The sequence below is a fragment of the Herbiconiux moechotypicola genome (assembly GCF_024979255.1).
In the GTDB taxonomy this organism is placed as follows: Bacteria; Actinomycetota; Actinomycetes; order Actinomycetales; family Microbacteriaceae; genus Herbiconiux; species Herbiconiux moechotypicola.
Genome location: NZ_JANLCN010000006.1, coordinates 12,719 through 37,823, shown reverse-complemented (window position 1 = coordinate 37,823; position 25,105 = coordinate 12,719). Strand labels below are relative to the sequence as shown.

The window sequence follows — 25,105 nt, the reverse complement described above, 5'->3', positions numbered from 1 at the left end:
TTTCAGCGAGCACGCATGGGCGGAGGTCTACTCTGGCCTCATGGCCGAAACCGAGCTCGCCCGCGTCTCCGACGAGGGCCCCGAGCTGCCCAAGCTCCCGCTGCTCGAAGATGCGCTCGACCACCCGCCGGTGGAGACGAAACCCACCTGGCGCGGCTGGATCCACGCGGGCATGTTCCCGTTCACGATCGCCGCCGGCATCGTGCTGATCTGCCTCGGCGACGGGGCCGCGGCCAAATGGTCGAGCGCGGTGTTCATGCTCACCTCGATGATGCTGTTCGGCAACTCGGCGCTCTACCACCGCTTCAACTGGAAGCCGAAGACGAAGCTGCTGCTCAAGCGCATCGACCACTCCAACATCTTCCTGCTCATCGCGGGCACCTACACCCCCATCGCGGTGCTGGCGCTGCCGCCCGAGAAGGGCATCCTGCTGCTCGCGATCGTGTGGGCGGGGGCGCTGCTCGGCATCGGCTTCCGCGTGTTCTGGATCGGGGCGCCGCGCTGGCTGTACGTCATCCTCTACCTCGCGCTCGGCTGGGCGGCGGTGATGTACATCGTCGACATCCTCAACGCCAACGCGGCGTCGATGATCCTCGTGCTGGTCGGTGGGGTGGCCTACACGGTGGGCGCTCTGGCGTACGCGTTCAAGCGGCCCAACTTCTTCCCCGGCCGGTTCGGCTTCCACGAGGTGTTCCACACCTTCACCGTCATCGCGTTCCTCTGCCACTGGACGGCGATCCTGCTGCTGGCGATCGACCCGCCGTTCAACGGCTGAACTCAGTCGCGAGGAGACGCGGGCCGCTCGCCCGAGTCCGAGGCGGCACCCGTGCTCGTGCCGGCCTCCGCATCCTGGCCCTGCCCGGCGGCCTCCTTGGCCGCGACCTCCTCGGCCAGCTCGGCGCGCACCTGCGCCCGCAGGTTCACCCGCCGCACCCGGCGCACCATGTCGAGGATGAGAAGCAGTGTGGCCACCGCGACGAAGAAGGTGGCGATGAAGCCGATGACCCCCGGGGTGACGCTGTCGGGGTCGGGCGTGGTGACGTCGGCGAGCAGCGCGATCACGCGGTCACCCCGTCGAACAGGTCGTGCTCGGTGTCGGGCACCGGGATGCGCGTCCGGGCCAGCTGGAAGTCCTCGTAGGGCCAGGCGCGGCGGTGCAGGTCGTTGGGGCCGAAGAAGAACGGATGCTCGGGCGCGACCTGGCTGGCGTGCGAGCGCAGAGCGGCGTCGCGCACGGCGAAGAACTCGCCCGAGGGGATGCTCACGGTCGTCGGGTTCTCGCGGTCGCGCATCCGCTCGCGCATCTGGGTGAGATCGGCGAGGAAGGGGTTGTCGGGCTCCTCGACCGAGAACAGCTCGAAGATGGCCTCGAAGCGGGCCGGGTTCATGATGGCGTCGTAGTAGAGCTTCGACACCTCCCACGGCTCGCCCAGCCCGGGGTAGGCCTCGGGGTCGGCCGCGGCCTCGAAGGCGAGTGCCGACACCTCGTGGCAGCGGATGTGGTCGGCGTGCGGGTAGCCGCCGTTCTCGTCGTAGGTGACCAGCACCTGGGGCTTGAACTCGCGCACCAGCTTCACCAGCGGGGCAGCCGAGATCTCGACCGGGATGTCGCCGAAGGAGTTGGCGGGCACGGGATCACCCGAACCCGGCTCCTGGTAGCCCGAGTCGGCGTAGCCCAGCCAGCGGTGCTCGAAGCCGACGACCGACTGCGCAGCGGCCATCTCGACCCGGCGGAGCCCCGCCATGTCGCGCTCGGCCCAGGCCCGGGGCTCGAGGGCCTCGTTGAGGATGGAGCCGCGCTCACCTCCGGTGCAGCTGACGACCATCACCTCGACTCCGCGGTCGAGGTAGTAGGCGTAGGTGGCGGCGCCCTTGCTCGACTCGTCGTCAGGATGCGCGTGGACGGCCATGAGGCGCAGCGTCACCGGTCTCAACTCCTCAGGTTGTGCAGCTAGCCTTGATCTCAAGGCCTTCCAAGCCTAATCGTTCGATCCCGGGAGAATTCTGCAGTGAGGTGCACGCCGTGAGCGACGACAGCGCCGCCGAGGTGCTCGCCGAGCGGTACGGGCGCACCCCTTCGCGGCGCCTGCGCGGGAAGGTCGTGGCGTGGGTCGCCGGCATCGCGGTGGCCGTCGTGATGGTGGTGTGGGTGGTGTGGGCCGGCCTCGACGGCGTGAACGCCACCGTCGACACGCAGGACACGGCGCACCAGGTGATCGACGCGCGCAGCGTTCGGGTCGACTTCGACGTCACGGTGCCGCGCGGGTCGACCGCCAGCTGCGTGGTGCAGGCGCTCAGTGAGAAGTTCGCGGTGGTGGGCTGGAAGGTCATCGACCTGCCCGCCTCCGAGGCCGCGACCCGTTCGTTCTCGGAGATCGTGCGCACGAGCGAGCTGGCGACCACGGGTTTGATCTACGACTGCTGGCTCACCTAATCTTGTCGGATGGCTGAAGACACGCAGATCACCTGGCTCACGCAGGAGGCTTACGACCGCCTCGCCGGCGAGCTCGAGGAGCTGAGCGGTCCGGCGCGCATCGAGATCGCCAAGCGCATCGAGGCCGCGCGCGAGGAGGGCGACCTCAAGGAGAACGGCGGGTACCACGCCGCGAAAGACGAGCAGGGCAAGATCGAGGCCCGCATCCGTCAGCTCACGCAGCTGCTGCGCACCGCCCAGGTGGGCGAGACGCCCGAGAGCCACGGTGTCGTGGAGCCCGGCGTGGTCGTGACCGCGCTCGTCGCCGGCGGCGAAGAGAAGTTCCTGCTCGGCTCGCGCGAGATCGCCGGAAACACCGATCTCGACGTCTACAGCGAGCAGAGCCCGCTCGGCGCCGCCATCATCGGCCTCAAGATCGGAGAGAAGACCACCTACACGGCCCCCAACGGCCGCGACATCTCCGTCGAGATCACCGACGTCGAGACCTTCACCGGCTGAGGCACCCCGCCGACCCGGGTGCACCGCGCGTCCGGGTACACCGCGCATCCGGGCCCGGACGCCCGGACGGGCTACTGCTCCACGCGGAGTTCGAAGCCGGCGTCGCGGAGCTTGGTGACGACCTGGTCGCGGTGCTCGGGGCCCCGCGTCTCGATGTGCAGCTCGAGCTCGACCTGGCTGATCTGCAGCCCCTTGCCGTGGCGCGTGTGCTGCACCTCCACCACGTTCGCGTTCGCCTCGGCCACGAGCTCGGCGGTGCGCGCCAGCTGGCCGGGACGGTCGGGCAGCATGATGCGCAGCTTCAGGTAGCGGTCAGACGCCGCGAGCCCGTGGCTGATGACGCGCTGCATGAGCAGCGGGTCGATGTTGCCGCCCGAGAGCACCACCACGGTCGTTCCCGCGTCGACGATCTTGCCCGCCAGGATCGCCGCGACCCCTGCCGCACCGGCCGGCTCCACGACCTGCTTCGCCCGCTCGAGCAGCAGCAGCAGGGCCCGGGCGATGTCGGCCTCGGAGACCGTCACGACCTCGTCGACCAGCTCGCTGATGATCTCGAAGTTGAGGATGCCCGGCTTCGACACGTGGATGCCGTCGGCGATGGTGGGCGCGGTCGTGATCTCGACCGGCTCCCCCGCCACCAGCGAGGGCGGGTAGGCGGCCGCGTTCGCGGCCTGCACGCCGATCACCCGGATGCTGCGCCCCTCCGCCGCGGCCCGCTGCTTCACCGCGCTCGCGATGCCCGAGATGAGCCCGCCGCCGCCGATCGACACGACGACGGTGTCCACATCCGGAACCTGGTCGAGGATCTCGAGACCGAGCGTCGCCTGCCCCGTCACCACGTCGAGGTGGTCGAAGGGCGGGATGACGACGGCCCCGGTCGCCTGCGAGAACTCGGCGGCGGCCCGCAGCGCCTCCTCCACCGAGTGCCCGCGCAGCACCACGTCGGCGCCGTAGTTGCGGGTGGCCTGCAGCTTCGGCAGCGGCACGCCGATCGGCATGAAGATGGTGGCCTTGATGCCGAGCTCGCGCGCTGCGAACGCCACGCCCTGGGCGTGGTTTCCGGCGGAGGCCGCCACGACCCCGCGCGCCTTCTCCTCGTCGGAGAGGCTCGAGATGCGGTTGTACGCGCCGCGGATCTTGTACGAGCCGGTGCGCTGCAGGTTCTCGCACTTGAGGTACACCGGCGACTCGATGATCTCGGCGAGGAAGCGCGAGCTCTCCATCGGCGTCACCTGCGCGACCGCCGAGACGCGGGTGCGGGCCGCCTCGATGTCGGCGAGCGCAGGGCCCGCGAACGTGGTTCCGGTGTCAGGCATCGGGCAAGGACTCCTTCAGGGCAGGGGTGGAGACGGATGTGCGCCAGGTTCCCCCGGCGACGTAGTTGATCATGACGTTGAGGGTGGCGACCACCGGCACGGCGAAGAAGGCCCCGGCGATCCCCGCCACCATCGATCCGCCGGCCACGGCCAGCACGACGGCGAGCGGATGCACGCGCACCGCGGTGCCCATCACGAGCGGCTGCAGCACGTGCCCCTCGATCTGCTGCACGAGCAGCACCACGCCGAGCATGATGAGCGCGATCACCCAGCCGTTGTAGACCAGCGCGATGAACACGGCCACGGCACCGGTGACCACGGCTCCGATGATCGGGATGAACGAACCGAGGAACACGAGCACGCCGATCGGGATGGCCAGAGGCACCCCGAGGATCGCCGCGCCGACCGCGATGCCGACGGCATCGATCGACGCCACCAGGATCTGCACCTTCACGAAGTTCTGCAGCGTGCGCCAGCCCGCCTTGCCCGCCCCGTCGGTGGCGGCCCGCGCCTTGCGCGGGAAGATGCGCACGATCCACGACCAGATGCGCTCGCCGTCGATGAGGATGAACAGGGTCGAGAACAGCGTCAGCAGCACGCCCGCGAGCACGTGTCCGATGCTCGACCCCACGGCCGCCGCACCCGAGATGAGCACCTGGCTGTCTTGCTGCACTGCCGCCCAGAGCTGCGCCACGTAGGCGTTGAAGTCGTCTTCGGAGATCTGCAGCGGCGACTGGGCGAGGAAGGCCTTGAGGTCGTTGTAGGAGGTGACGGTCTGGGCCCTCAGGTCGTCGAAGCCGGAATAGACCTGCGTCGCGACGAGGAAGAGCAGGCCCGCCACCACCACGAGGGTGCCCACCTCGGCCACCGTGATGGCCAGCCACCGCGGCCAGCGGTGCTTGACCAGGAAGTTCTTGAACGGCACCAGCAGCGCCGAGAGCACCACCGCCACCATGAGCGGGATGACGAGCAGCCGTAGCTGCACGATGAGGAAACCGAGCACGGCGAGCACGGCCAGCACCACGAGGATGCGCCACGACCAGGCACCCGCGATGCGCATACCGAGCGGCACCGAGTCGAGGGCGTCGGTGGTGGGCGCATCCGTGAAGGGCACGCCGGCGACGGATGCGCCGTGCCTCGTCTCCGAGACGGCTGCGGCTGCGTCGGCGGGCGCGCCGGAACGCCGGGAGAACAGCTTGCGGCGCGGACTCTCGCTCGGAGACATGTGCCAAGTCTAGGAGCGGGTGTATGCGCCCGCTCGCATGCAGATCACAGCGAGCGCCGCTCCACCGCCACCGGTGCCCCGGCGAACTCGAGCAGCAGGCGGTCGTCGACCGCCGGGGCGAACCCGGCCCCGTGCTGCACCGAGACCACGGTGCCGTCGTCGAGCGCCACCGCCGTGCGCCGGTACGAGCCGAGGAAGCTCGTCGACACCACCTCGGCCGGCAGCCCCGACGGCCCGAACCGCAGGTCTTCGGGCCGCACGAACGCGACCACCTCGCCGTCGGCGGTCTGCGCGTCGATGAGCGGCAGGCGCACCCCCTGCACCGTCACGACGCCGCCCGCCACCACTCCGGGCAGGCGGTTGCTCTGCCCCACGAACTCGGCCACGAACGGCGTCGCCGCCCGCCCATAGAGCTCCTCGGGCGCACCGATCTGCTCGATCCGTCCCGCCCGCATGACCGCCACCCGGTCGGCGACGGCGAGCGCCTCCTCCTGGTCGTGCGTGACGAACACGGTCGTGATGCCGAACTCACGCTGGATGCGCCGGATCTCGTCGCGCAGCTGCACCCGCACGCGGGCGTCGAGGGCGGAGAGCGGCTCGTCGAGCAGCAGCACGCGCGGCTCGGTGACGAGCGCACGCGCCAGCGCCACGCGCTGCTGCTGGCCACCCGAGAGCTCGTGGGCGAAACGGCCCCCGAAGCCGCCGAGACCCACCATCTCGAGCGCGTCGGCCGCCTTGGAGCGGCGCTCCGCCGCGGCGACCTTGCGCATCCGGAGCCCGAACTCGACGTTGGCCTGCGCCGTCATGTGGGGGAAGAGCGAGTACGACTGGAAGACCATGCCGATGTCGCGGTGCCGCGCGGCCACGCCCGAGACGTCGGCGCCGTCGACCAGCACCTGACCGCCGGTCGAGGTCTCCAGGCCCGCGAGCACCCGCAGCGCCGTGGTCTTGCCGCAGCCCGAGGGGCCGAGGAGGGCCACGAATTCGCCGGGTTCGATGACGAGGTCGATGCCGTCGAGTCCGCGGGCGCCGCCGGGGAACTCCTTCTCGATGCCGCGGAGCTCGACCCGCGCGCCCTCGCGCGCGGTGTCGGCGGCGGGCTGCTGCCGGGTGGTGCGGTCGAGCGAGATCGTCATGAGGAGGCTTTCTGAGCGGGCCTGCGGCCGCCGACCACCCCGATGACCAGGAGCAGCACGAAGGCGAAGGCGAGGGCGAGCAGGGCGAAGATGATGGAGACGAACGGGTCGGCCTTGCTCACGACCACGAGGGCCGTCTGCAGGTTGACCCGGTTGAGCAGCGCGGCGATGGTGTACTCGCCGAGCACCACGGCCACCGAGATGAACGCGGCGGCGAGCAGACCCCGGCGGATGTTCGGCACCACCACCCGCAGCAGGATGGTGAGCCAGCCCGCCCCGAGCGACCGCGCCGCCTCGCTGAGCGTGACCACGTCGACCGCCTGCAGGTTGGCCTGGATGGCGCGGTAGGCGTAGGGCAGCACGATCACCCCGTAGGCGAAGGCGAGCGGCCACACCCCCGAGCCGAAGATGCGCGCCACCACCGAGTACACCGGGGCGAGGCCCACCACGAGCACGATCGCGGGGATGGTGATGGGCAGCAGGCACACGAACTCGAGTGCCCGCTGCAACGAGGGGAACCGGATGCGCACCAGCACCATCGTGGGCACGAGTAGCACCAGCATGACGATCACCGTCACCACGGCGAGCACGAGCGAGTTCGTGAGGCCGGTGAGGATGGGCTTGTAGTCGCCGGTCAGGCCACCCCCGAACACGGCGGCCCAGCGGCTGAGGTCGTAGCCGCCGTCGAGTCCGCGACGGAGGGTGAACTCGACCATCGCGGCGATCGGCACGAGGAAGAGGAGGCCGATGACGCCGACGATGACCCATCGGGCGACCGGGCCCGGGCCGGGGTGCACCCCGCGCATCCGCACCGGGGCGCTCATCGCTGCCACCTGGCGGCGCGGCGCATGAGCACCGAGTAGATCGCCATGACGATCACCATCACCACGATCATGCCGAGGGCGAGGGAGCCGGCGAGGTTCTCACGGCCGAGCACGGTCTCGCTGGTGAGCGCGCCGCGGATCTGCAGCGGCACGATCTGCGAGCCCTGGCTGGTGAGCGCCGCCGCCGTGGCGAACGACGAGAACGCGTTGGCGAACAACAGCAGCAGGCAGCCGACGAACGAGGGCAGCAGCACCGGAACGCCCACGTGACGCCAGTAGCCGAGACCGCTGCCGCCGAGCATCGCGTTGGCCTCGGCCCACTGGGGCTTCAGCCCCTCGAGGGCCGGGAGGAACGTGATGATCATGAGGGGCACCTGAAAGTAGATGTAGGGCAGGATGAGGCCTGGCGTGTCGTAGAGCCACACCCCGTTCGCGAAGATGTCGTAGCCCAGGCTGTCGCGAAGGAACACGGTCACCATGCCCTGGATGCCGATGGTGGCGACGAAGGCGAAGGCGAGCATCACGCCGCCGAACTGGGCGAGCACGCCGCTCGCGGCGTCGACCACGGAGCGCAGCACGCCCGTGGGCTTCGTGCCGATGAGGGCGTAGCAGAACAGGGCGCCCACGACGGCGCCGACGGCGGCGGTGAGGGCGGAGAGCCAGAGCGAGTTGCCGAAGGTGGAGAGCACGACGGGGTCGCCGAGGGCGACCAGGTTGTCGAGCGTGAACGCGCCGTCGCCGTCGAGGAAACCGGTGACCAGGGCGATGACGGTCGGCAGCGCGAGGAACAGGATGATGTAGGCGGTGAACGGCACGAGGCCGAGCACGCTGCCCGAGAGCAGGGTGCGGGAGCGTCGGACCGGGCGGGGGCTTCGCGGGCGGTCTGCCGCGCGAGGCGCCCCCGAGCCCCGCAGCGAGGTGTTCGCTGCGGGGCTCAGGAGGGCTTCGTCGCTCACTGGACGGCGGCGGCCCAGTTCTGGCCGAGGAGGGTCGAGGCGGCCTCGGCCTGCTCGGCGTCGGGCACCACGGTCTCGCCGTCGATCGTGGGGAGCGCCGCGAAGAGCTCCTCGTCGATCGTGCCGGCCTCGGCCATGGCGTCGGCGCGCACCGGGCGGGCACCGCCGGCGAGCCACAGGTTCTGCGCCTCGTCGCTGTAGAGGAACTCCTGCCAGAGGCGAGCTGCGGCCGGGTGCGGCGCGTCGACGTTCACGGCCTGGTTGTAGTAGCCGGCGTAGGCGGTGCCGGGGAGGATGGTGACCTCCCAGTTGCGCTGGCCCTCGAGGTCGGCGCCGTAGCCCACGTTGAGGTAATCCCAGTCGAAGACGACGGGAGTCTCGCCGGAGGCGATGGTGGCGGGGGTCGGGTCGATCTTCACGAAGTTGCCGGCCTTCTGCAGCTCGGCGAAGAAGTCGATGCCGGGCTGGAAGTCGGCCACCGAGCCGCCGTTCTGCACCGCGGCGAGGCCGACGGCGGCGAACGCGGCGCCGGCCTGGGTCGGGTCGCCGTTGATGGCGACCTTGCCCTTGTAGTCGGCACCCAGCAGGTCGTCGAGGCTGGTGGGCTCGGGTACGGCGTCGGGGTCGTAGCCGATGGCCATGTAACCGCCGTAGTCGCCCACCCAGAGGCCGGTCTGCTCCTTGAGCGCATCCGGGATGTCGTCCCAGGTGGCCACCTGGTAGGGGGCGAACTGGTCGGTGTTGGCGAGCGCGACCGCGGCACCCACGTCGAACACGTCGGGGGCGGTGTCCTGACCGGCGAGGTTCTGCGCGGCCTGGATCTCCTCGGCGCTGGAGGCGTCGGGGCTCGCCTCGTTGATAGTGATCTCGGGGTACTTCTCGGCGAAGGCGTCGAGCACGGCGCCGTAGTTGGCCCAATCGCGGGGCAGGGCGATGACGTTGAGCGCGCCCTCGGCCTTCGCGGCCTCCTCGAGGCCCGAGAGGCCGCCGAAGGCGTTGAGGCTGGTGGCGGTGGCGGCGACGACGGCGGCCGCGCCGGTCGCCGACGAGGCGGTGGCGTCGGCCGAGCAGCCGGCGAGGCCGAGGGCAAGGGCGGCGGCGACGGCGGTGCCGGCGATCGCGATGCGCTTGGTGAGCAAGGGATGTCCTCCTGGTGCGTCGGCGGGGGCCGCCCGCGCTGTGTGCGGGCAGTTCTGGTGCCCGGCCGTCCGACTCCTGCACGGTAGGCGGCTCGGGCGGCGGGTCTTCGACGTGGCTGTGAACCGGCGATGAACGGTCGGTGTCGGGGTGTGGGGGCGGTCGGGATGCGCGGGGCGGTCGGGGCGTCGGGGGTGGTGGGTACGCTGGCGACGTGGTCGATACTCTCTCCCCCGCCCTGGCCCGTCGTGTCGCGCTCGCCGCGCAAGGGTTCGGCACCGGTGGAGCTGGTTCGGGCGTGGGCGTGCCGGGTACACGCCAGTTCAACCTGCTGCTGCGGCGACTGGGCCTGCTGCAGATCGACTCGGTGAACGTGTTCGAGCGCAGCCACTACCTCCCGGTGTTCGCGCGCCTCGGCGCGTACGACAAGTCGGCGCTCGACCGTGTCACCTACGGCAAGGGGGTCACCGAGTTCTGGGCGCACGAGGCGTCGTTCCTCCCGCTCGAGTCGCTGCCGTTGTTCGCGTGGCGCAAGGAGTACTACCGCGAGTGGTACCGCACCCATCCCGACTCGTGGGGCGCCTCCGCTCACGGCACGATCGAGTGGCTGAAGGCCGAACTGGCCGCGAAGGGCCCGATGCGGGCGAGCGAGATCGAGCACGAGTCCAACCGGCGGCAGGGGCCCTGGTGGGGGTGGAGCGACGTCAAGCGAGGGCTCGAGACCATGTTCCGGCAGGGCGACGTGGTGTCGGCCGGGCGCACGCGGTTCGAGCGGGTGTACGCGCTGCCCGAGCAGGTGCTGCCCGCGTCGGTGCTCGAGACCGTGGTGCCCGAGGAGGAGGCCGTGGCACAGCTGGTGGCGCACTCGGCGAGGGCGCTCGGGGTGGGCACGCTGAGCGACATCGCCGACTACTTCAGGCTCAAGAGCGCGCAGGTCGCACCGGCGATCTCACGGCTGGTCGACGAGGGCGAACTACTGCCCGTGACCGTGTCCGGCTGGGGCAAGCCGGCCTGGCTGCACCGGGATGCACGGCTGCCGCGGCGCTTGGAGACCGCGGCGCTGCTGTCTCCGTTCGACCCTGTGGTGTGGGAGCGGGCGCGGGCGCTGCGCCTGTACGACTTCCACTACCGCATCGAGATCTACACCCCCGCGCCGAAGCGGGTATACGGCTACTACGTGCTGCCGGTGCTCCTCGACGACCGCATCCCCGCCCGCCTCGACCTCAAGAACGACCGCCAGTCAGGCGTGCTGCGCGTGCAGGCTGCCTGGGCCGAGCCGTCGCTCGTGCCCGACGACGTGCCCCGCATCGCCGCGCTGCTCCGCTCCGCCGCCACCTGGCAGGGCCTCACCGACATCGCCGTCGCCGACCGCGGCACCCTCGCCCCCGCCCTCCGCACGGCCCTCGCGACAGCCTGACCGCTCCGCCATTCGATGCCGCCCTGGAACACACGACTCGAGCTGGAATACGCCCGCTTGGGAGACAACGGATCATGCCAAGGTGGGAACAGAACAACTCCGCGCTGGTGGCTTTGTCATCGAATGTCCGTCAGCCTCACTTCGACGATGAAACCATCACAGTCGTACTCTGCCTTTGGGTCATCGAAGGACGCCTTGTCCGTGTGCTCCACTGCCCTCAGCGGCCCCCATCCGCCGGGACCGAAAGGTGCATCCCTTGGCCGTTCGACCGCCCAGATCCGTTCTACGAGAGCCGTCATATCGATCAGGTCCGACGGAGCCCAGTGGTTCTCGTAGAACGTGTCGACTGCGAAGACAGTGCGCGAAAACGTTTCGACCACAGTGAGGCGGTCTGCGCGGACCACGGACCACTGGACTGCCTCTCCGACCGCGAAGTCGTTGCCGCAGCAATCCAACTGCCACCGTTCGCAAAAAACACGAGCAGTATTCATTTCACCACTCTAAGCCGGTGCTGCCCGAGAGCACCCCTGGACGGGCTAGAAGCTGCCGCCCATCTTGTGGAGGCGGGCGACGCGCTCGGGGATGGGCGGGTGGGTGGCGAAGAGGCGGTCGATAACGCCCGGCTTGTTGGGATCGGCGATCCACATGTGGGCCATCGACGTGTTCTGCCGCTTCATGGGGCGACCGTAGGCAGCGAGCTTCTCGAGGGCGCTGGCGAGGGCGTCGGGGTGGCGGGTGGTCAGCGCGCCCGTGGCGTCGGCGAGGTACTCGCGCTGGCGCGACACGGCCAGCTGCACCACGGTGGCCACGAGCGGGGCGATGAGGATGGCGACCAGACCGAAGATCATGACGACCGGGTTCTGGTTGTTGTTGTTGCGCCCGAAGAAGGCCATGCGCAAGAACATGTCGGCGATGAAACCGACCGCCACGACCAGCCCGAACACGATCATCGACACCCGGATGTCGTAGTTGCGCACGTGCCCGATCTCGTGGGCCATCACGCCCTCGAGCTCGGCATCGTCCATGATGTCGAGCAGCCCCGTCGTGGCGGCGACGATCGCGTGCTGCGGGTCACGACCCGTCGCGAACGCGTTCGGCGCCGGGTCGTCGATGATGTACACCTTCGGCATCGGCGTGCCGGTGGTGATGGAGAGGTTCTCGACGATGCGGTAGAGCCTGGGATTGTCGCGCTTCTCGATCTGCCGGGCCCCGCTCATCGCCAGCGCCTGCCCCGAGGCCGCGAAGTACTGGATGAGCGCGTAGGCGATCGACACCACGACGGTGATGATGACGATCGACAGGTTGCCGTAGATGTAGCTGGCCAGCCACCCGAGCCCGCCGATGATGAGCAGGAACAGGGCGATGATGACGACGGTGTTGCGCTTGTTCTTGGCTATCGCAGAGTACATGGAGGTCGACTAGAACGGGTCGCCGCGCAGCGTCAGAACTGCACGCGAGGCGGCTCGGCGATGGCCGCGACGTCGGACACCTCGAAGAACTCGCGCTCGCTGAAGCCCAGCTGGCGGGCGAAGATGTTATTCGGGAAGACCTTGATCTTGGTGTTGAGCTCGCGCACCCCGCCGTTGTAGAAGCGGCGCGAGGCCTGCACCTTGTCTTCGGTGTCGACGATCTCGGCCTGCAGCTGCAGGAAGTTCTGGCTGGCCTGCAGTTGGGGGTAGGCCTCGGCGACCGCGAAGATCGACTTCAGCGCGGTCTGCATGTGGTTCTCGGCCACCGACGCCTCGGCCGGGCCCTGCGCCGAGAGCGTCTCGGCGCGCGCCTTCGTGACGTTCTCGAACACCGCCTTCTCGTGCGCGGCATAGCCCTTCACCGACTCGATGAGGTTGGGCAGCAGGTCGGCACGGCGCTTCAGCTGCACCGTGATGTCGCTCCAGGCCTCGTCGACCCGCACGTTGAGCGTGACGAGGGAGTTGTAGGTCGCCCACAGGTAGATGCCGATGACGACGACGACAGCGACGACGATGATAACCGGGATCAGCCATTCCATGAGGCCACTCTATCGGCTGCGCCGCGCGGGGTCACGGCTGCCGAGGCATGCTCACAGCAAGAGGGCGACGGATGCGCGGCGCCGGCTCCCGCACCCGGCTCAGCGCGAGTCGGCCACCAGCTGCAGCCAGCGGTAGGAGTCCTTCGGTGTGCGCGTGCGCGTGGGCTCGGCGAAATCGACGTGCACGAGCCCGAACCGCTGCGTGTAGCCCGCCGCCCACTCGAAGTTGTCGAGCAGCGACCACACGTGGTACCCGCGCACGTCGACCGGCGACGCCAGCACGGCCTCCAGGTGCGCGGCGAGGTAGTCGATGCGGCGCCCGTCGTGCACCCGGCGCTCCCCCGTCTCGCCATCGGGCTCCACCGCATCCGGAAAGCTCGCCCCGCTCTCGCTCACCACCACCGGTGGCAGCGCGTCGCCGTAGCGCGAGGCCAGTTCGGCGAGCGCGACGCCGAAGAACTCCGGGGCCACCGGCCAGCCGAAGCCCGTACGGGGGAACTCGGGCCACTCCGCGAGGTGGAACGGCAGCGAGGCCATGGCGGCCGACGATCCGTCGGGCGTCTCGTCACCGCCCGAGCCCGCGGCGATGCGCGTGGGCATGTAGTAGTTGAGCCCGTAGAAGTCGAGTGGCTGGCCGATCAGCGCGAGATCGGCGGGATCGGCCTCGGTGAGCGCGGAGAACAGCGGTTCGAAGCCCTCCGGTGCCGTCGGGTAGCGGCCGAGCAGCACCGGGTCTTCGAAGATGCGGTTGTGCAGCACGTCAAACAGCGCCGCGAACGCCGTGTCGGGCTCCGACTCGGTGGCCGGAACCACGGGCGAGTGCACGTTGACGATGCCCACCTCGCCCCGCACATCCGCGGCCCGGAGCGCTTGCACCCCGATGCCGTGGGCCAGCAGCTGGTGGTGCGCCGCGGGCAGGGCGTTGAACAGGCGCGTCGCACCCGGGGCGTGCAGCCCGAGCGCGTAGCCGTTCAGCGTGACGGTCGCGGGCTCGTTGATGGTGGCCCAGCGGTCGATGCGCTCGCCGAACCGCTCCCCCAGCGCGTGGGCGAGGTCACCGAACCGCAGCGCGGTGTCGCGCGAGAACCAGCCGCCCGTGAGCGCCGACGGGGTGTCCCAGTGGTAGATCGTGGCGTACGACCGGATGCCCGCGGCCTCGAGCCGGTCGAGCAGCCGCTCGTAGAAGTCGACCCCCTCGCGCCGCAGCGCCCCCTTGCCCTCGGGCTGCAGGCGCGGCCAGGCGAACGAGAAGCGGTAGGAGTCGACGCCGAGTTGACGCATCAGCTCCACGTCCTCCGGCATGCGGTGCCAGTGATCGGCGGCGACGTCGGCGGTCGAGCCGTCGATCACGCGCCCGGGCACCGCGGTGAACGCGTCCCAGGCCGACTCACCCCGGCCGCCCTCATGGGTGGCGCCCTCGATCTGGAACGCGCTCGTGGCGACGCCGAGCTCGAACCCGGCGGGCAGGCGGGAGGCGAGGTCACGGGCGCGCTCGCGGCGCTCCTCGGGAAGGGAGGCGCGCGACGGGCCGCGGGACGAGCCGGATGCGGCGGCCATCACTCCCCCAGCACGCGATCGAGGTAGGCGTTCGTGAACGCCCGCGACGGGTCGAGCCGGTCGCGCAGGGCGACGAAGTCGGCGTGGTGCGGATACACCTCGGCGAGGTGCGCCGCCGTGCGGGTGTGCAGCTTGCCCCAGTGCGGTCGGCCGGAGTGGCGGGTCATGATCTCCTCGGCGGCTTCGAAGTACTCCCGATGATTCTCTCTGAAGTAGCGGTGCACGGCGATGTAGCCGCTCTGCCGGCCGGATGCGGTCGACAGCCACAGCGCATCCGGGGCCGCGAAGCGCACCTCGACGGGGAAGGAGATGCGCCAGCCGTTGCTCTCGACGAGCGCGTCGAGCTCGCGCAGCACCGTGGGAACGTCGGCCGCAGGCACCGCGTACTCCATCTCGCGGAAGCGCACGGTGCGGCTGGTGACGAACACCCGGTGCGACTGGTCGGAGAAGCTGCGGTTCGACCATAGCTTCTCGGCGAGCGCGTTGACCCGCGGCACGATGGCGGGCGCCATGCGGCCGGCCGCGCAGGTGACGCGGTAGACCCCGTTGGCCATGACGGTGTCGTCGACGAACGCGCGCACCGGATGCAGGGGGCGGGTGGGTGATCCCGTCACGCGACGGGTGTTCGTCTTGGTCGCCGCGGTGCTCGTGTGCGGGAACCAGTAGAACTCGAAGTGGTCGGCCTCGTTGTGCTGGTCGAGGTGCTCGAGCACGTCGTCGAGCGGCAGCGGGCGCTCGACGGCCTCGAGCACGAAGGCGGGCACGCACTGCAGCGTGACCTCGACGATCACGCCGAGCGCCCCGAGCCCGAGCGCGACGGCCGGCAGCAGCTCGGGGTTCGACTCCTCGTCGACCGTGAGCAGCTCGCCGTCGGCGGTCACCAGGGTGACGCCCACGACCTGGGTGGCGATGCCGCCGTAGCGCGCGCCGGTGCCGTGCGTCCCGGTGGAGATCGCGCCCGAGATCGACTGCCGGTCGATGTCGCCCATGTTCTCGAGCGCGAGCCCGTGCGGCCGCAGCAGCGCCGGCAGCTGAAACAGCCGGGTGCCGCCGAGGAGGGTCACCCGCTGCCGCTCCCGGTCGACGCGCACGATGCCCGAGAGCTCGTCGAGCTCGAGCAGAACGCCGTCGGCCACCGCGATCCCGGTGAAGCTGTGACCCGCGCCGACCGCCTTCACGCGGAGACCGGCCCGCGTGGCCCCGAGCACGGCCCGCTGCACGGCGCCGATGGTGGCGGGCCGCTCGACCCGCACCGGTTTCACGCTCTCGGTGCGCGCCCAGTTGCGCCAGGTTCCGTTCAACGCCGTCACAGGAAGGCCTTCCCCTCTCCGCGGTAGCTCGGCACGACGTCGACGACGTCTCCGCCCGAGACCACCTGGAACTCGTTCACGTGCTCGGACAGCTCGCCCGACTTGGTGTGCCGCAGCCACGCCCGATCGCCCACGGCGAGCGCCGCCGCCCCTCGCCCCGACAGCGGTGTCTGCACCTCGCCCGCCATCTCGCGCGCCTGCATCCGGGTGCCGAGCGGCCACACGATTTCGGGCAGCCGGTCGAGGGCGGGAGGTCCGGATGCGACCCAGCCGCCGCCGAGGAGGGTCGCCATGCGCGGGGTGGGCTTGCGCACGACGGGCAGCGCGAAGACGGCGGCCGGTGCGGGCTGGAAGCGGGAGTACGTGTCGAAGAGGTGACCGCCGAACAGGCCGCTGCCGGCGGCGATCTCGGTGACGGAGGGGTCGGCCGAGGTCGACTCGAGCGATCCGGTGCCGCCTCCGTTGACGAACTCGAGCGGCGCGACCGTGCGCACCGCCTCGACCGCGGCGCCGCGTCGCTCGGCGAGTTCGGCGGAGGAGGCCGTCTGCATCCGACCGATGACGCGGCCCATCACGGCCGAACGGAGGCGCGAGCCCGACGGGCGGTCGCCGACGCCGGCGATCTGCGACTCGTAGGCCATCATGCCCACCAGTCGCACGCCCGGCCGCCGGGCGATCGCCACGGCGAGCGAGTGCGCCTCGGCCGGGGTGTGCACGGGCGAGCGCCACACGCCCAGTCGGCCGAGCGCGGGCGCCTGGTAGGAGGCGTCGAGCTCGAGCGCGACCCGCACCTCGCCCGCCCTCGAGGCGACGGGCGCGGTGGCGTCGAGCAGGTCGAGGTGCGCGGTGGAGTCGACCATGAGCGTGACCCGCACGAGCAGCCGCTCGTCGGCGACGAGGCGGCGGAGCGCCTCGCGGTCGGCGGTCGGGTAGCCCACCACCACGTCGTCGACCGTCTCGGCGAGCCAGAGCGCCTCCGCCAGCGTGTAGGCGAGCACACCCGCGTACCCCGGGAGCGCCAGCACCGCATCCTGGACCGCCCGCACCCGGATCGACTTCGACGCCACCCGGATGGGTCGGCCGTGCGCCCGGTCGAGCATGGAGCGGGCGTTGTGGGCGAGCGCCTCGAGACCGATGACGGCCACGGGCGGGTCGAGGTGCGCGGTGGCGGCGGTGAGACCGCGCCAGTAGCGCTGCTCGTCGCGCCAGACGGCGGGCGCCCCGGCCGCCGCTTCGAGGCCGATCGTGATGGTCACCGCACACTCCTCACGCGCGAGACGGCCGCCGCGCCGGCGAAGCCGAACAGGGCCGAGAGCAGGAACAGGGCGGGGAAGCCGCCCAGCCAGGTGACCACCGCGGCGCCCAGCAGCGGCGCGATGGCCTGGGGCACGGCGGTGGCGATGTTCATGATGCCGAGGTCTTTGCCCCGGGAGGCCGGGTCGGGCAGCACCTGGGTGGCGAGCGCCTGGTCGACCGAGAGGAAGCACCCGTAGCCGGTGCCGAGGAGTGCCGCGGCGACCATGGTGACCCCGAGGTCGGGCACGAAGGCCAGTAGCAGGGCCGCGAGCGCCTGGAGCACCGAGGCGAGCAGCACGAACAGCTTGCGGCGCCCCAGCCGGTCGCTGAGAGCGCCCGCGCCGATGGAGGAGAGCACGACGAAGACGGTGTAGATGACGATGAGCAGCAGCAGGTCGTCTTCGGCGTTCGGGTCGTGCAGGCCGAACATGAGGAAGTAGAGCAGCAGCGTGGTGCCGAGGGCGTTGCCGATGTTCACCAGGATGCGGCTGGTGAGGGTGAAGCCGAAGTCCGGATGCTCGCGGGGGCTCACCCACATGCTCTCGACGAGCGCGCGCAGGGTGAGCGGCGGCCGGTCGGCGGGATCGAGGCGGGCGTCGGGCATCCAGAGGCAGAACGGCGCGACGAGCACCACCAGCAGCACCGCCATGGAGGTGTAGCCGAGGAACTGGCCGGTGAAGAGCGTGGTGGCCAGCAGGACGCCCAGGATGAGACCCACGGCCTGCGGGGCCGAGATGAAGCTCGACGCGAGACCGCGCTGGTTGACCGGCACCTGGTCGGAGATGGCGGCGGTGAGCGCCGAGGAGAGCACGCAGAAGCCGAGGATGGCGAGCGTCCACCAGACGCCGACGCCGACGAGTTCGGACTGGAGCCCGAGCACGAACAGCGAGACGGCGAAGAGGAGGGCGCCGGCGGCGATCCAGGGGCGGCGGCGGCCGAAGCGGGAGGTGGTGCGGTCGGAGAGGGCGCCGGTGACGGGGAACGCGATGAGGGCGAAGACGCCCGAGATGGCGGAGATGACGCCGAAGGCGACGACGGAGTCGGTCCAGTGCGAGGAGGTGAGACGCTGCTCGATCTGCAGGGGAAGCAGGAGCTGCACCGGTGTGAGCTGCGCCATCCAGATGCCGAGCCAGGCGGTGCCGAACAGGGCGATCCAGGCGCCGCCGACCCGGCGGAGGGGTTCGGCGAGGGCGGCGGGTGCCGCCGGTGCGGGGACTGCGGAGTTCGGGTGGTGCGGATCGGGGGCGGCGGTCATGCGCGGCTCCTCTGCTCGGTGGATCCGGATCGGGTGGGTGGGGCGGCGGAGGGTAGGGCGGCGGAGGTGAAGGTGGCGGAGGCATCGGGGAGAGCGGCCGGGGTGGAGGGAGAGTACGGAGCGGCGAGCGCGGCCAGCGATCGGGCGGCGAAGGTGAGGGTGGCGCGAGCGCGGGTGTCGTCGGGGTCGGCGAGCCAGGCGAGGGTGGCGCCGTCGGTGAGGGCGACGAGGTGACCGGCGATCTCGTCGACCGGGCGGCTCCACCGACGGCCGGCGCGGCGGGCCGCTTCCTCCAGCGCCGCCCTCGCCAGGGCGCGGTAGCGCTCGTACTGGCGGGCGGCGAGCGGCTCGAGTCCCGGCGTGCGCATGGCGTACTGGGTGAGCTCGAACATCGCCCGCTCGCGCAGCGGATCGGCACGCACTCCCTCGAAGTACCCCAGGAGGCCGACCGCGAGCAGCGTCTCCAGATCGTCGGGACCGTCGAGGGCGTCGAGCGCCGGCAGGTCGAGGAGGGTCTCCTGGCCGTGCAGCACGTCCTCGACGAGCTCTGAGAGCAGCTCTTCGCGCGAGGTGAAGGCGTAGTGGAAGCTCGCCAGCTTCATCCCCGCCTCGTCGACCACGGCCCGCGTGGTCGCTCCGCCCACCCCCGAGCGGGCGATCACGACGAAGGCGGCGTGGAGCAGCTGTGCGCGGCGCTCCGCGACCGGCATCCTGGGCATCGCTCCCCCGGCTCTCCGTCGGAGTGGACAGAAGTGGGTCAGATGACCCAGTTGCGTCAGTATGCCCGATCCGGCGCTCGCGCGTCCAGCACGAAGGTCTGAATTCGCCCGAAACACCGGCTCCGGGCTTGGAATCCGGGCCGACCTCGTGCTGAATGGAGTGAGGTGACGGGTCTACGCAACGGGTGGAATGGGGCGTCGTCGCGGAGACGCGACGGCGCGGACAGCCGATCCCGCACCCCCGCCACGACCCCGAACGGCCGCGTGGCGCGAACGACCCGAGCGGCGGCCGTCGCGCTGGCGGTGCTGGCCGTGGCGCTCTCTCCGCTGGCGACGCAGCTCGCGCCCGCGCGCGCATCCGTCGCCGTGGCGGCGACCGAGGCCACCCCCACTCCCACCACCACCCCCACTGCCACGCCTACACCGGAGCCCTCCGCCGACCCGGTCGAGCCCGGCGAGCCCGGCGGCCCGGGCGACCCCACCCTCGCGCCGAGTCCCACGCCGACGGAGCCCGCGACCCCGACCCCCGACCCGTCGCCGACCCCCGACCCCACCGAACCGCCGGCACCCGACCCCGATCCACCGGTGATCACCGCACCCGCCGGCGGCGAGCTCACCGCCGGCACCGTCATCGCGGAGGGCAGCGCCGAGCCCGGCAGCACGCTGCAGGTGCTCGTCGAGGGCAGCGACGAGCCGTTCTGCATCGTCGAGGTCGGCGAGTCGGGCACGTGGAGCTGCTCGATCGACGGGCTCCCCAGCTCGCCGTCCACCCAGATCCGCGCCGTGCAGCAGGCGGACGACTCCACGATCGAGACGACGGTGGTCGTACGGGTGCTCACCGCCCCGGTCGTCACCGGCGGGCCCCGCGGCCTGCTCACGAACGGCGTGGTGCGCGGCACCGCCTACCCCGGAGCCACCGTGTCGGCCGCGACCGCCGGCTCGGACTGCACCGCCACCGCCGACGCCACCGGTGCCTGGACCTGCCCGCTCGAGGGCATCACCGACGGCGAGCACGCCGTGACCGCCACGCAGTCCACCTCGTTCAGCGACGGCGCCTCCTCGCCCTCGAGCGCGCCGCTGATCGTCACCGTCGACGCCACGGTGCCGGCGGCCCCCGGGCTCAGTTCGCCCGTGGGCGGGGCGCGCCTCCCGTTGAGCGGCGCTCGGTTCGCCGGCACGGGCGAGAGCGGCGCGACCGTGTCGGTGTTCGCCGGGGCGCAGGTGCTCTGCGACGTCGTCGTGGCCGGTGACGGATCGTGGGCCTGCACGGCGGGCACGGTCACCGCGGGGCGGTACCGGCTGGCGGTGCTGCAACAGGATGCGGCGGGCAACGTGAGCGTGCAGTCCGCGGCCACCATGGTGCAGTTCCAGAGCGGCACGCTCTCCCCCACCCCCACGCCCACGGCGACCCGAGGCCCCGATCCCTCGGCGACCAGTCCCGCCGACGGTTCAGCACCGGCCGCCCCGGCCCCGGATGCGCCGGGCCCGTCGCCGGCGACACCCGGTGACGGGTCGGGTTCGCCCACGCCGGGCACCGAATCGGGCTCCGGTGATGGCGGCAGCTCCTCCGGGGGAGGGTGGGTCGACGCCACCCGTTTCACCGGTGCGCTCGAACCCGTGTTCTCGGTCACCGGCAACGGGCTCTGGATCGCCGCGGTGGCCGTCGCCGCGCTCGTCATCGTGCTGGTGGCACTGCCCGGCCGCCTGCTCACCGCCGCCGTCGGGGCCTTCGGCGGCTCCGCATCCGGAACCGCGCTGCGCCACTGGGGCGCCCGAGTCACCGGGCGCAACCGGAGCGCCGTGGAGTTCGAGCAGGCACCGCAGGTGACCGTCGGGCCCCTCGCCCGGGCGGCGCTCGCGACGGCCGCAGCCGCCGCCATCGTCACGCTCTCCGGGCCGGTGTTCGGTCAGCCCGCCTACCTGCGGCTCGCGGTCGCCGCCTTCGCCGCGCTCGCCCTCGTGGGGGTTGCGGGCGCGGTCGTGCCGGCGCTGCTGGCCCGGAGGGTGTTCGGCATCGTCGCCGAGGTGCGCATCCGGCCATGGCTGCTCGTGGTCACCGCCGTGTGCGCCGTCGTCTCCCGGCTCGCCGAGCTCGACCCGGCCCTCGTGTTCGGGCTGGTCACGGCGCTCGGCCTCGCCGAGACGGCCGGCCGTGCCGCGCGAGGGCTGCTCGCCGTCGTGCAGTCGCTCTGCTTACTGGTGACAGGGGCACTCGCCTGGCTGCTGGCGCTCGGTCTCGGGTCGATGGACGGCGGTGGCCTCGTGCTGTCGGCGCTCACCGAGTTCGCCACAGTGGCGGCCCTCGGGTCGCTCGGCGCGGCGGCCTTCCTCATCGTGCCCATCGGCCACTCGCCGGGCCGGCGCCTGCTCGACTGGTCGCCCGCCACCTGGCTGCTCACCGCATCCGCGGCGTTCACCGCGCTCGGGTTGCTCTACGTTCCCGCCCTGCTGCAGGCGGCCGGGTCGGGAGTGCTGCTGCCGTTGCTCGTGACCGCCGGCGGCTTCGCGGCGGTGGCGGTGTCGACCTGGCTGTGGAGCAGGTTCATCCGGCCGCACGACCCTGATCCGTCGGCCGGCTGAGACGCTGTTACGTCTCTGTTACGGCAGCGGCCAGGGGTGCTCGGGCCGCGGTTAGGGTGGAGACATGACCGCGAACGCCCGACCCGACGACCGTTCCGACGACCAGCCCTCGGGCGAGCTGCTCGCCCACACGGCGTCACCCACCGTGACGCCCGACGAGTTCAAGGCCGCCTTCCGCAACCACCCGGCGGGGGTCGCCGTCATCACCGCCGACGCCGGCGACGGGCCCGTGGCCCTCACCGCGACCTCGGTGTTCTCGGTGAGCGTCGCGCCGCCGCTGCTGGTGTTCTCGGTGTCGGAGCTCTCGTCGAGCACCCCCACCATCCGCAAGGCCGACACCGTGGTGGTGCACCTGCTCGGCGCCGACCAGCTCTCCATCGCGAAGCTCGGTGCCACCAGCGGGATCGACCGCTTCGCCGACACCTCGATCTGGCGGCGGCTGCCCACCGGCGAGCCGTACTTCCCGGCGGCGCACGCGTGGATCCGCGGACGGGTCGTGAACAAGATGGAGGCGGGCGGCTCAACCGTGGTCGCGGTGCAGGCCCTCGAGACGCACGCCCCGCCCGCGGGAGACCCCTCGGCCGACGCGTCGAGCGCGGAGCCGCTGGTCTACCACAACCGCACCTGGCACCGGTTGGGCGACCACTCGAAGATCGACTGAGCGGGGCCGGCGCAGTGCCGGCTGCCGGGGCTGTCGGCGCGCATCCGGAACTCACCCGGCGGCGAGCAGTTCGATCGCCTCGTCGAAGCTGTGCACGGGGGTCATCATCGAGCCCACATCGGCGGCCAGCGGCGAGTTCGCCCGCCCGCTGTCGACCACGATCACCCGCGAGTCGGCGAGTCGGCAGACCCTGATCTTGTAGTTGATCGAGACCCGCTCGCCCGCTCTCTGCTCGAGGATGACGACCTCCGGCGGGAACGCCGGGTCGGTGAGCATCTGCCCCAGCGACTCCGCCGCCATCCGCAGGTCCACTCCCGGCACCTGCCGCAGCACCCGCGACTTGGCCGCGAGCGACCCCGGGTCGGCGTCGAAGAGGCCGACCGTGGTGGTGTGTGAAGTGGTCATGGGAGTGGTACGCCCTTCCGCCGGCGCGCCCCGTCACGCGCCGGTGTGACACAGACCCTACACAGCCGCGGCCGATCCGGCACCCGGGATGCGCGGATAGCGCGCATCCCGTCGCGGATCGAGTCAGGTGGGGCGCCGGGGGACGGGGACGTCGATGCCGCCCTCGACCGTGAGGCGGTCGCCGACCTGCAGCAGTGTCGGGGCGGCGACGAAGCCGCCGGCGAAGAGTGCCTCGCCCTGGCGGAAGCGGGGCGAGCGGGCGAGCATCGCCGCGGGCGCGAAGCCGAAGACGTCGCCGATCTCGGCGAGGTCGGAGGGCGAGCTCATCCGCAGGAGGGCGAGATTGTCGCACTGGCTCAGGACGTTCGGGTGGATCTTGGAGGGCCGCTGCGTCGACAGGAGCAGCCAGAGGCCGAACTTGCGGCCCTCGGCGGCGATCTGGATGATGCGCTCACGCACCGCGTCGTGCAGCGGCGAGCGGGTGTCGGGTGAGCACAGGTTGTGGGCCTCGTCGATGACGATCAGGAGGGGCCGGCGCTGTTCCCGCTTCGCCCAGAGGTCGTCGAGCACGGCGAGGGCGACCACGAGGTGCTCGTCGGGGTGGTCGAAGCCGCCGAGGTCGAGCACGGTGGCGTCGGGGCGCTCGTCGACGATGTCCGTCACCGTCCCGTGGCCGTACGACCAGACGCTCCAGTCCAGCACACCGAGGTTCTCGATGCGGTCGGCGAGAGCGTGCGCCGCTGACGTGCCGCGCTCGCGCAGACGCTCGAGGATGTTCGCGGACTCGCGGCTCACGGAGCTGACGTCGGTTCTGATCAACTCGCCGTATTCTTCACGGTCGACCACCGGGTCGAGCCGGAGCACCGCGGCTTTCGCGGTCAGCGGCAACGTCACGAACCGCACCCGCAGCGCGTCGGGGCCGTCGTCGGAGGTCGGCCGCAGCACCCGGATGTCGCGGCCGGCCAGAGCGTTCCGATCGGCCGCCGACACCTCGTCGACCTGGCCGGGGCGGTGCTCGCGCAGGCGCACGAAGTCGGAGTTCGGGTCGAGGATCAGCAGGGGCAGCGCTGTGTGCACGAGCAGCTGCTCTAGGAGCACCCCGAGCGCGTAGGTCTTGCCGGAACCGCTCTGGCCGCACCAGAAGGTGTGCCGGTTGAAGCGGTGCGCGAGCACGCGCGCTTCGCTCGACGGGTTGCCCAGGAGGGTTCCCATCCGCAGGCCGGTCGAGGAATCGCCGTACACGAGAGCGCTGGTGTCCGGCGTTGCGCCGGCGACGGCAGCCCAGGAGAAGGGGTGGCTGCGACGGGTGTCGAGCTCGTGCGACGTGACGAGCACCCCGAGGATCGTCCCCGATCCGGACACGCGGTCACCCGCGACGGTGCTCAGGGCCTCGATCTGAGCCACCTGGGTGCGCTCCGGATCGACCAGGTGCACCAGGGCGCCTGCCCCGAGACCGGCCTGCACCGGCGCCTCGAACTGGAACAGCCGTCCGTCGAGCGAGAACGCGCTCGGCTCGTCACCGGTCATTCTGACCTCCTCGTCTCCTATCGGCTGCGCCGACGCCGACAAGACTACCGAGGGTGCGTTCTCGCCCACGCGGCTCCTATGCTGAAGGCGATGAGCGAGACGTCACCCGCCCAGGAGGGCATCCTCCGATTCCACCGCGCCCTGCGCCCCGGCTTCGGCACCGAATCCGCCGTGTACGGCACCATCCTGGTCAGCGGCCTCATCGCGGTGGCCTCCACCAAGGATGAGACCTCGGTCGCCGTGCTGATCACGGTCGCCGTCACCGTGGTGGTGTTCTGGGGCGCCCACGTCTTCGCCGGAGTCCTCGCACGTTTCGGAGATCATGAGCACCGCGAGTCGGGGATGGGCCTGCGGGCCGCATTCCGGGCCTCGCTGAGAGAGTCGCTCGGCTTGCTCACGTCGTCGGCGGTGCCCGCGCTGATTCTCCTGGCCGGCACCACGCGAATCATTCCCGATGGGATCGCCAACTACGTCGCTCTCTGGTCGGGTGTCGTCATTCTGGGGTTCCTCGGCTACGTCGCCTTCCTCCGTCGGCGAAGCCCTCTCGTGATCCGGATCCTGGGCACTCTCGCCACCGCATCCTTCGGTCTGGTCTTCGTCATCCTCAAGGCGCTGGTGCACTGAGACGCAAGCCGGGGTGCTTCCCTGGCAGAGCGCGGCATGTCAACCCCCACGGCGTCGTGTCGGGGTCGGGTGCACAGTGAGGTCAGTGCAGGAACGACGGATTGGAATCCGATGGCGAACGACTCAGACCGAGACGAGGTGATCGGCGCACACCGGACTCCCGCCGAGACCGGAGGCGGCGCATAGACGGCGGGGTCGTCGACCTCGCGCACCGCGCCGG

General features: G+C 71.2%; 25 protein-coding genes. 7 read left to right on the top strand and 18 right to left on the bottom strand.

Features of this window, described 5'->3' with window-relative positions; translation table 11 throughout:
* The first annotated feature begins 40 nt into the window (after positions 1 to 40).
* Complete coding sequence (trhA, locus tag N1031_RS10865; protein ID WP_259479656.1) at positions 41 to 775, top strand: PAQR family membrane homeostasis protein TrhA; 735 nt, start codon at positions 41 to 43, stop codon at positions 773 to 775.
* 2 nt (positions 776 to 777) lie between these two features.
* Here the strand turns inward: trhA and N1031_RS10860 are convergent, their stop codons facing one another.
* Together N1031_RS10860 and mca are read right to left on the bottom strand one after the other, a co-directional pair.
* Positions 778 to 1,062 (bottom strand): hypothetical protein, encoded by a 285-nt coding sequence (locus tag N1031_RS10860; protein WP_259479655.1) that lies wholly within the window; start codon positions 1,060 to 1,062, stop codon positions 778 to 780.
* Positions 1,059 to 1,925 (bottom strand): mycothiol conjugate amidase Mca, encoded by an 867-nt coding sequence (gene mca / locus N1031_RS10855; protein ID WP_259479654.1) that lies wholly within the window; start codon positions 1,923 to 1,925, stop codon positions 1,059 to 1,061. Before mca ends, N1031_RS10860 begins: the two co-directional genes overlap by 4 nt.
* 98 nt (positions 1,926 to 2,023) lie before the next feature.
* Between mca and N1031_RS10850 the strand changes: the two genes are divergently transcribed.
* Together N1031_RS10850 and greA are read left to right on the top strand one after the other, a co-directional pair.
* A complete protein-coding gene (locus N1031_RS10850) occupies positions 2,024 to 2,434 on the top strand; it encodes a DUF4307 domain-containing protein (RefSeq protein WP_259479653.1) in 411 nt (136 codons plus the stop codon).
* A gap of 9 nt (positions 2,435 to 2,443) precedes the next feature.
* Positions 2,444 to 2,932 carry a transcription elongation factor GreA gene (gene greA / locus N1031_RS10845; protein ID WP_259479652.1) on the top strand — a complete coding sequence of 163 codons (489 nt, stop codon included), beginning with the start codon at positions 2,444 to 2,446 and terminating at the stop codon, positions 2,930 to 2,932.
* Positions 2,933 to 3,003: 71 nt separating this feature from the next.
* On the opposite strand, the gene ilvA is transcribed toward greA, so the two are convergent.
* Genes ilvA through N1031_RS10815 form a run of 6 tightly spaced genes read right to left on the bottom strand, consistent with a single transcriptional unit; the run spans position 3,004 to position 9,528 of the window.
* On the bottom strand, positions 3,004 to 4,248 hold the full coding sequence (ilvA, locus tag N1031_RS10840; RefSeq protein ID WP_259479651.1) for a threonine ammonia-lyase: 1,245 nt from the start codon (positions 4,246 to 4,248) through the stop codon (positions 3,004 to 3,006).
* Positions 4,241 to 5,473 carry an AI-2E family transporter gene (locus N1031_RS10835; RefSeq protein ID WP_259479650.1) on the bottom strand — a complete coding sequence of 411 codons (1,233 nt, stop codon included), beginning with the start codon at positions 5,471 to 5,473 and terminating at the stop codon, positions 4,241 to 4,243. The genes ilvA and N1031_RS10835 overlap by 8 nt, the downstream gene beginning before the upstream one ends.
* A gap of 44 nt (positions 5,474 to 5,517) precedes the next feature.
* The gene (locus N1031_RS10830; RefSeq protein ID WP_259479649.1) at positions 5,518 to 6,609 is read right to left on the bottom strand and encodes an ABC transporter ATP-binding protein; all 1,092 of its coding nucleotides are present in this window, start codon (positions 6,607 to 6,609) and stop codon (positions 5,518 to 5,520) included.
* Positions 6,606 to 7,433: an ABC transporter permease gene (locus N1031_RS10825; RefSeq protein ID WP_259479648.1), complete on the bottom strand. Its 828-nt coding sequence runs from the start codon at positions 7,431 to 7,433 to the stop codon at positions 6,606 to 6,608. The genes N1031_RS10830 and N1031_RS10825 overlap by 4 nt, the downstream gene beginning before the upstream one ends.
* Complete coding sequence (locus N1031_RS10820; RefSeq protein WP_375163632.1) at positions 7,430 to 8,389, bottom strand: ABC transporter permease; 960 nt, start codon at positions 8,387 to 8,389, stop codon at positions 7,430 to 7,432. Before N1031_RS10820 ends, N1031_RS10825 begins: the two co-directional genes overlap by 4 nt.
* Positions 8,386 to 9,528: an ABC transporter substrate-binding protein gene (locus N1031_RS10815; RefSeq protein WP_259479647.1), complete on the bottom strand. Its 1,143-nt coding sequence runs from the start codon at positions 9,526 to 9,528 to the stop codon at positions 8,386 to 8,388. The genes N1031_RS10820 and N1031_RS10815 overlap by 4 nt, the downstream gene beginning before the upstream one ends.
* Positions 9,529 to 9,740: 212 nt before the next feature.
* On the opposite strand from N1031_RS10815, the gene N1031_RS10810 reads away from it, so the two are divergent.
* Positions 9,741 to 10,943: a winged helix-turn-helix domain-containing protein gene (locus N1031_RS10810; RefSeq protein ID WP_259479646.1), complete on the top strand. Its 1,203-nt coding sequence runs from the start codon at positions 9,741 to 9,743 to the stop codon at positions 10,941 to 10,943.
* A gap of 116 nt (positions 10,944 to 11,059) precedes the next feature.
* On the opposite strand, the gene N1031_RS10805 is transcribed toward N1031_RS10810, so the two are convergent.
* The 8 genes from N1031_RS10805 to N1031_RS10770 all read right to left on the bottom strand — a co-directional run bounded on the left by N1031_RS10805 (position 11,060) and on the right by N1031_RS10770 (position 19,088).
* Entirely contained in the window at positions 11,060 to 11,434 is a 375-nt protein-coding gene (locus tag N1031_RS10805) for a DUF6578 domain-containing protein (RefSeq protein ID WP_259479645.1), read from the bottom strand.
* A 45-nt stretch (positions 11,435 to 11,479) separates the two neighbouring features.
* Entirely contained in the window at positions 11,480 to 12,352 is an 873-nt protein-coding gene (locus N1031_RS10800) for a M48 family metallopeptidase (protein WP_259479644.1), read from the bottom strand.
* Between the two features lie 32 nt (positions 12,353 to 12,384).
* Positions 12,385 to 12,951 (bottom strand): LemA family protein, encoded by a 567-nt coding sequence (locus tag N1031_RS10795; protein WP_259479643.1) that lies wholly within the window; start codon positions 12,949 to 12,951, stop codon positions 12,385 to 12,387.
* A 99-nt stretch (positions 12,952 to 13,050) separates the two neighbouring features.
* Positions 13,051 to 14,508: a glycoside hydrolase family 1 protein gene (locus N1031_RS10790; RefSeq protein WP_259479642.1), complete on the bottom strand. Its 1,458-nt coding sequence runs from the start codon at positions 14,506 to 14,508 to the stop codon at positions 13,051 to 13,053.
* Positions 14,508 to 15,818, bottom strand: coding sequence for a D-arabinono-1,4-lactone oxidase (locus N1031_RS10785; RefSeq protein ID WP_259479641.1), 1,311 nt, complete (start codon positions 15,816 to 15,818; stop codon positions 14,508 to 14,510). Before N1031_RS10785 ends, N1031_RS10790 begins: the two co-directional genes overlap by 1 nt.
* A complete protein-coding gene (locus N1031_RS10780) occupies positions 15,815 to 17,068 on the bottom strand; it encodes an alanine racemase (protein ID WP_259479878.1) in 1,254 nt (417 codons plus the stop codon). Before N1031_RS10780 ends, N1031_RS10785 begins: the two co-directional genes overlap by 4 nt.
* Positions 17,069 to 17,070: 2 nt before the next feature.
* On the bottom strand, positions 17,071 to 18,369 hold the full coding sequence (locus tag N1031_RS10775) for an MFS transporter (RefSeq protein WP_259479640.1): 1,299 nt from the start codon (positions 18,367 to 18,369) through the stop codon (positions 17,071 to 17,073).
* Positions 18,366 to 19,088 carry a TetR/AcrR family transcriptional regulator gene (locus N1031_RS10770; RefSeq protein WP_259479639.1) on the bottom strand — a complete coding sequence of 241 codons (723 nt, stop codon included), beginning with the start codon at positions 19,086 to 19,088 and terminating at the stop codon, positions 18,366 to 18,368. The genes N1031_RS10775 and N1031_RS10770 overlap by 4 nt, the downstream gene beginning before the upstream one ends.
* Positions 19,089 to 19,352: 264 nt before the next feature.
* Here N1031_RS10770 and N1031_RS10765 point away from each other — a divergent pair, with 264 nt between their 5' ends.
* Together N1031_RS10765 and N1031_RS10760 are read left to right on the top strand one after the other, a co-directional pair.
* A complete protein-coding gene (locus tag N1031_RS10765) occupies positions 19,353 to 21,668 on the top strand; it encodes an Ig-like domain-containing protein (protein WP_259479638.1) in 2,316 nt (771 codons plus the stop codon).
* Between the two features lie 64 nt (positions 21,669 to 21,732).
* Complete coding sequence (locus N1031_RS10760) at positions 21,733 to 22,329, top strand: flavin reductase family protein (protein WP_259479637.1); 597 nt, start codon at positions 21,733 to 21,735, stop codon at positions 22,327 to 22,329.
* Positions 22,330 to 22,380: 51 nt separating this feature from the next.
* On the opposite strand, the gene N1031_RS10755 is transcribed toward N1031_RS10760, so the two are convergent.
* Together N1031_RS10755 and N1031_RS10750 are read right to left on the bottom strand one after the other, a co-directional pair.
* Positions 22,381 to 22,734, bottom strand: coding sequence for a hypothetical protein (locus N1031_RS10755; RefSeq protein ID WP_259479636.1), 354 nt, complete (start codon positions 22,732 to 22,734; stop codon positions 22,381 to 22,383).
* A 123-nt stretch (positions 22,735 to 22,857) separates the two neighbouring features.
* On the bottom strand, positions 22,858 to 24,261 hold the full coding sequence (locus N1031_RS10750) for an ATP-binding protein (protein ID WP_259479635.1): 1,404 nt from the start codon (positions 24,259 to 24,261) through the stop codon (positions 22,858 to 22,860).
* Positions 24,262 to 24,351: 90 nt separating this feature from the next.
* Between N1031_RS10750 and N1031_RS10745 the strand changes: the two genes are divergently transcribed.
* Positions 24,352 to 24,885, top strand: a complete 534-nt coding sequence (locus N1031_RS10745; protein ID WP_259479634.1) for a hypothetical protein — start codon at positions 24,352 to 24,354, stop codon at positions 24,883 to 24,885.
* The last annotated feature ends 220 nt before the right edge of the window (positions 24,886 to 25,105 follow it).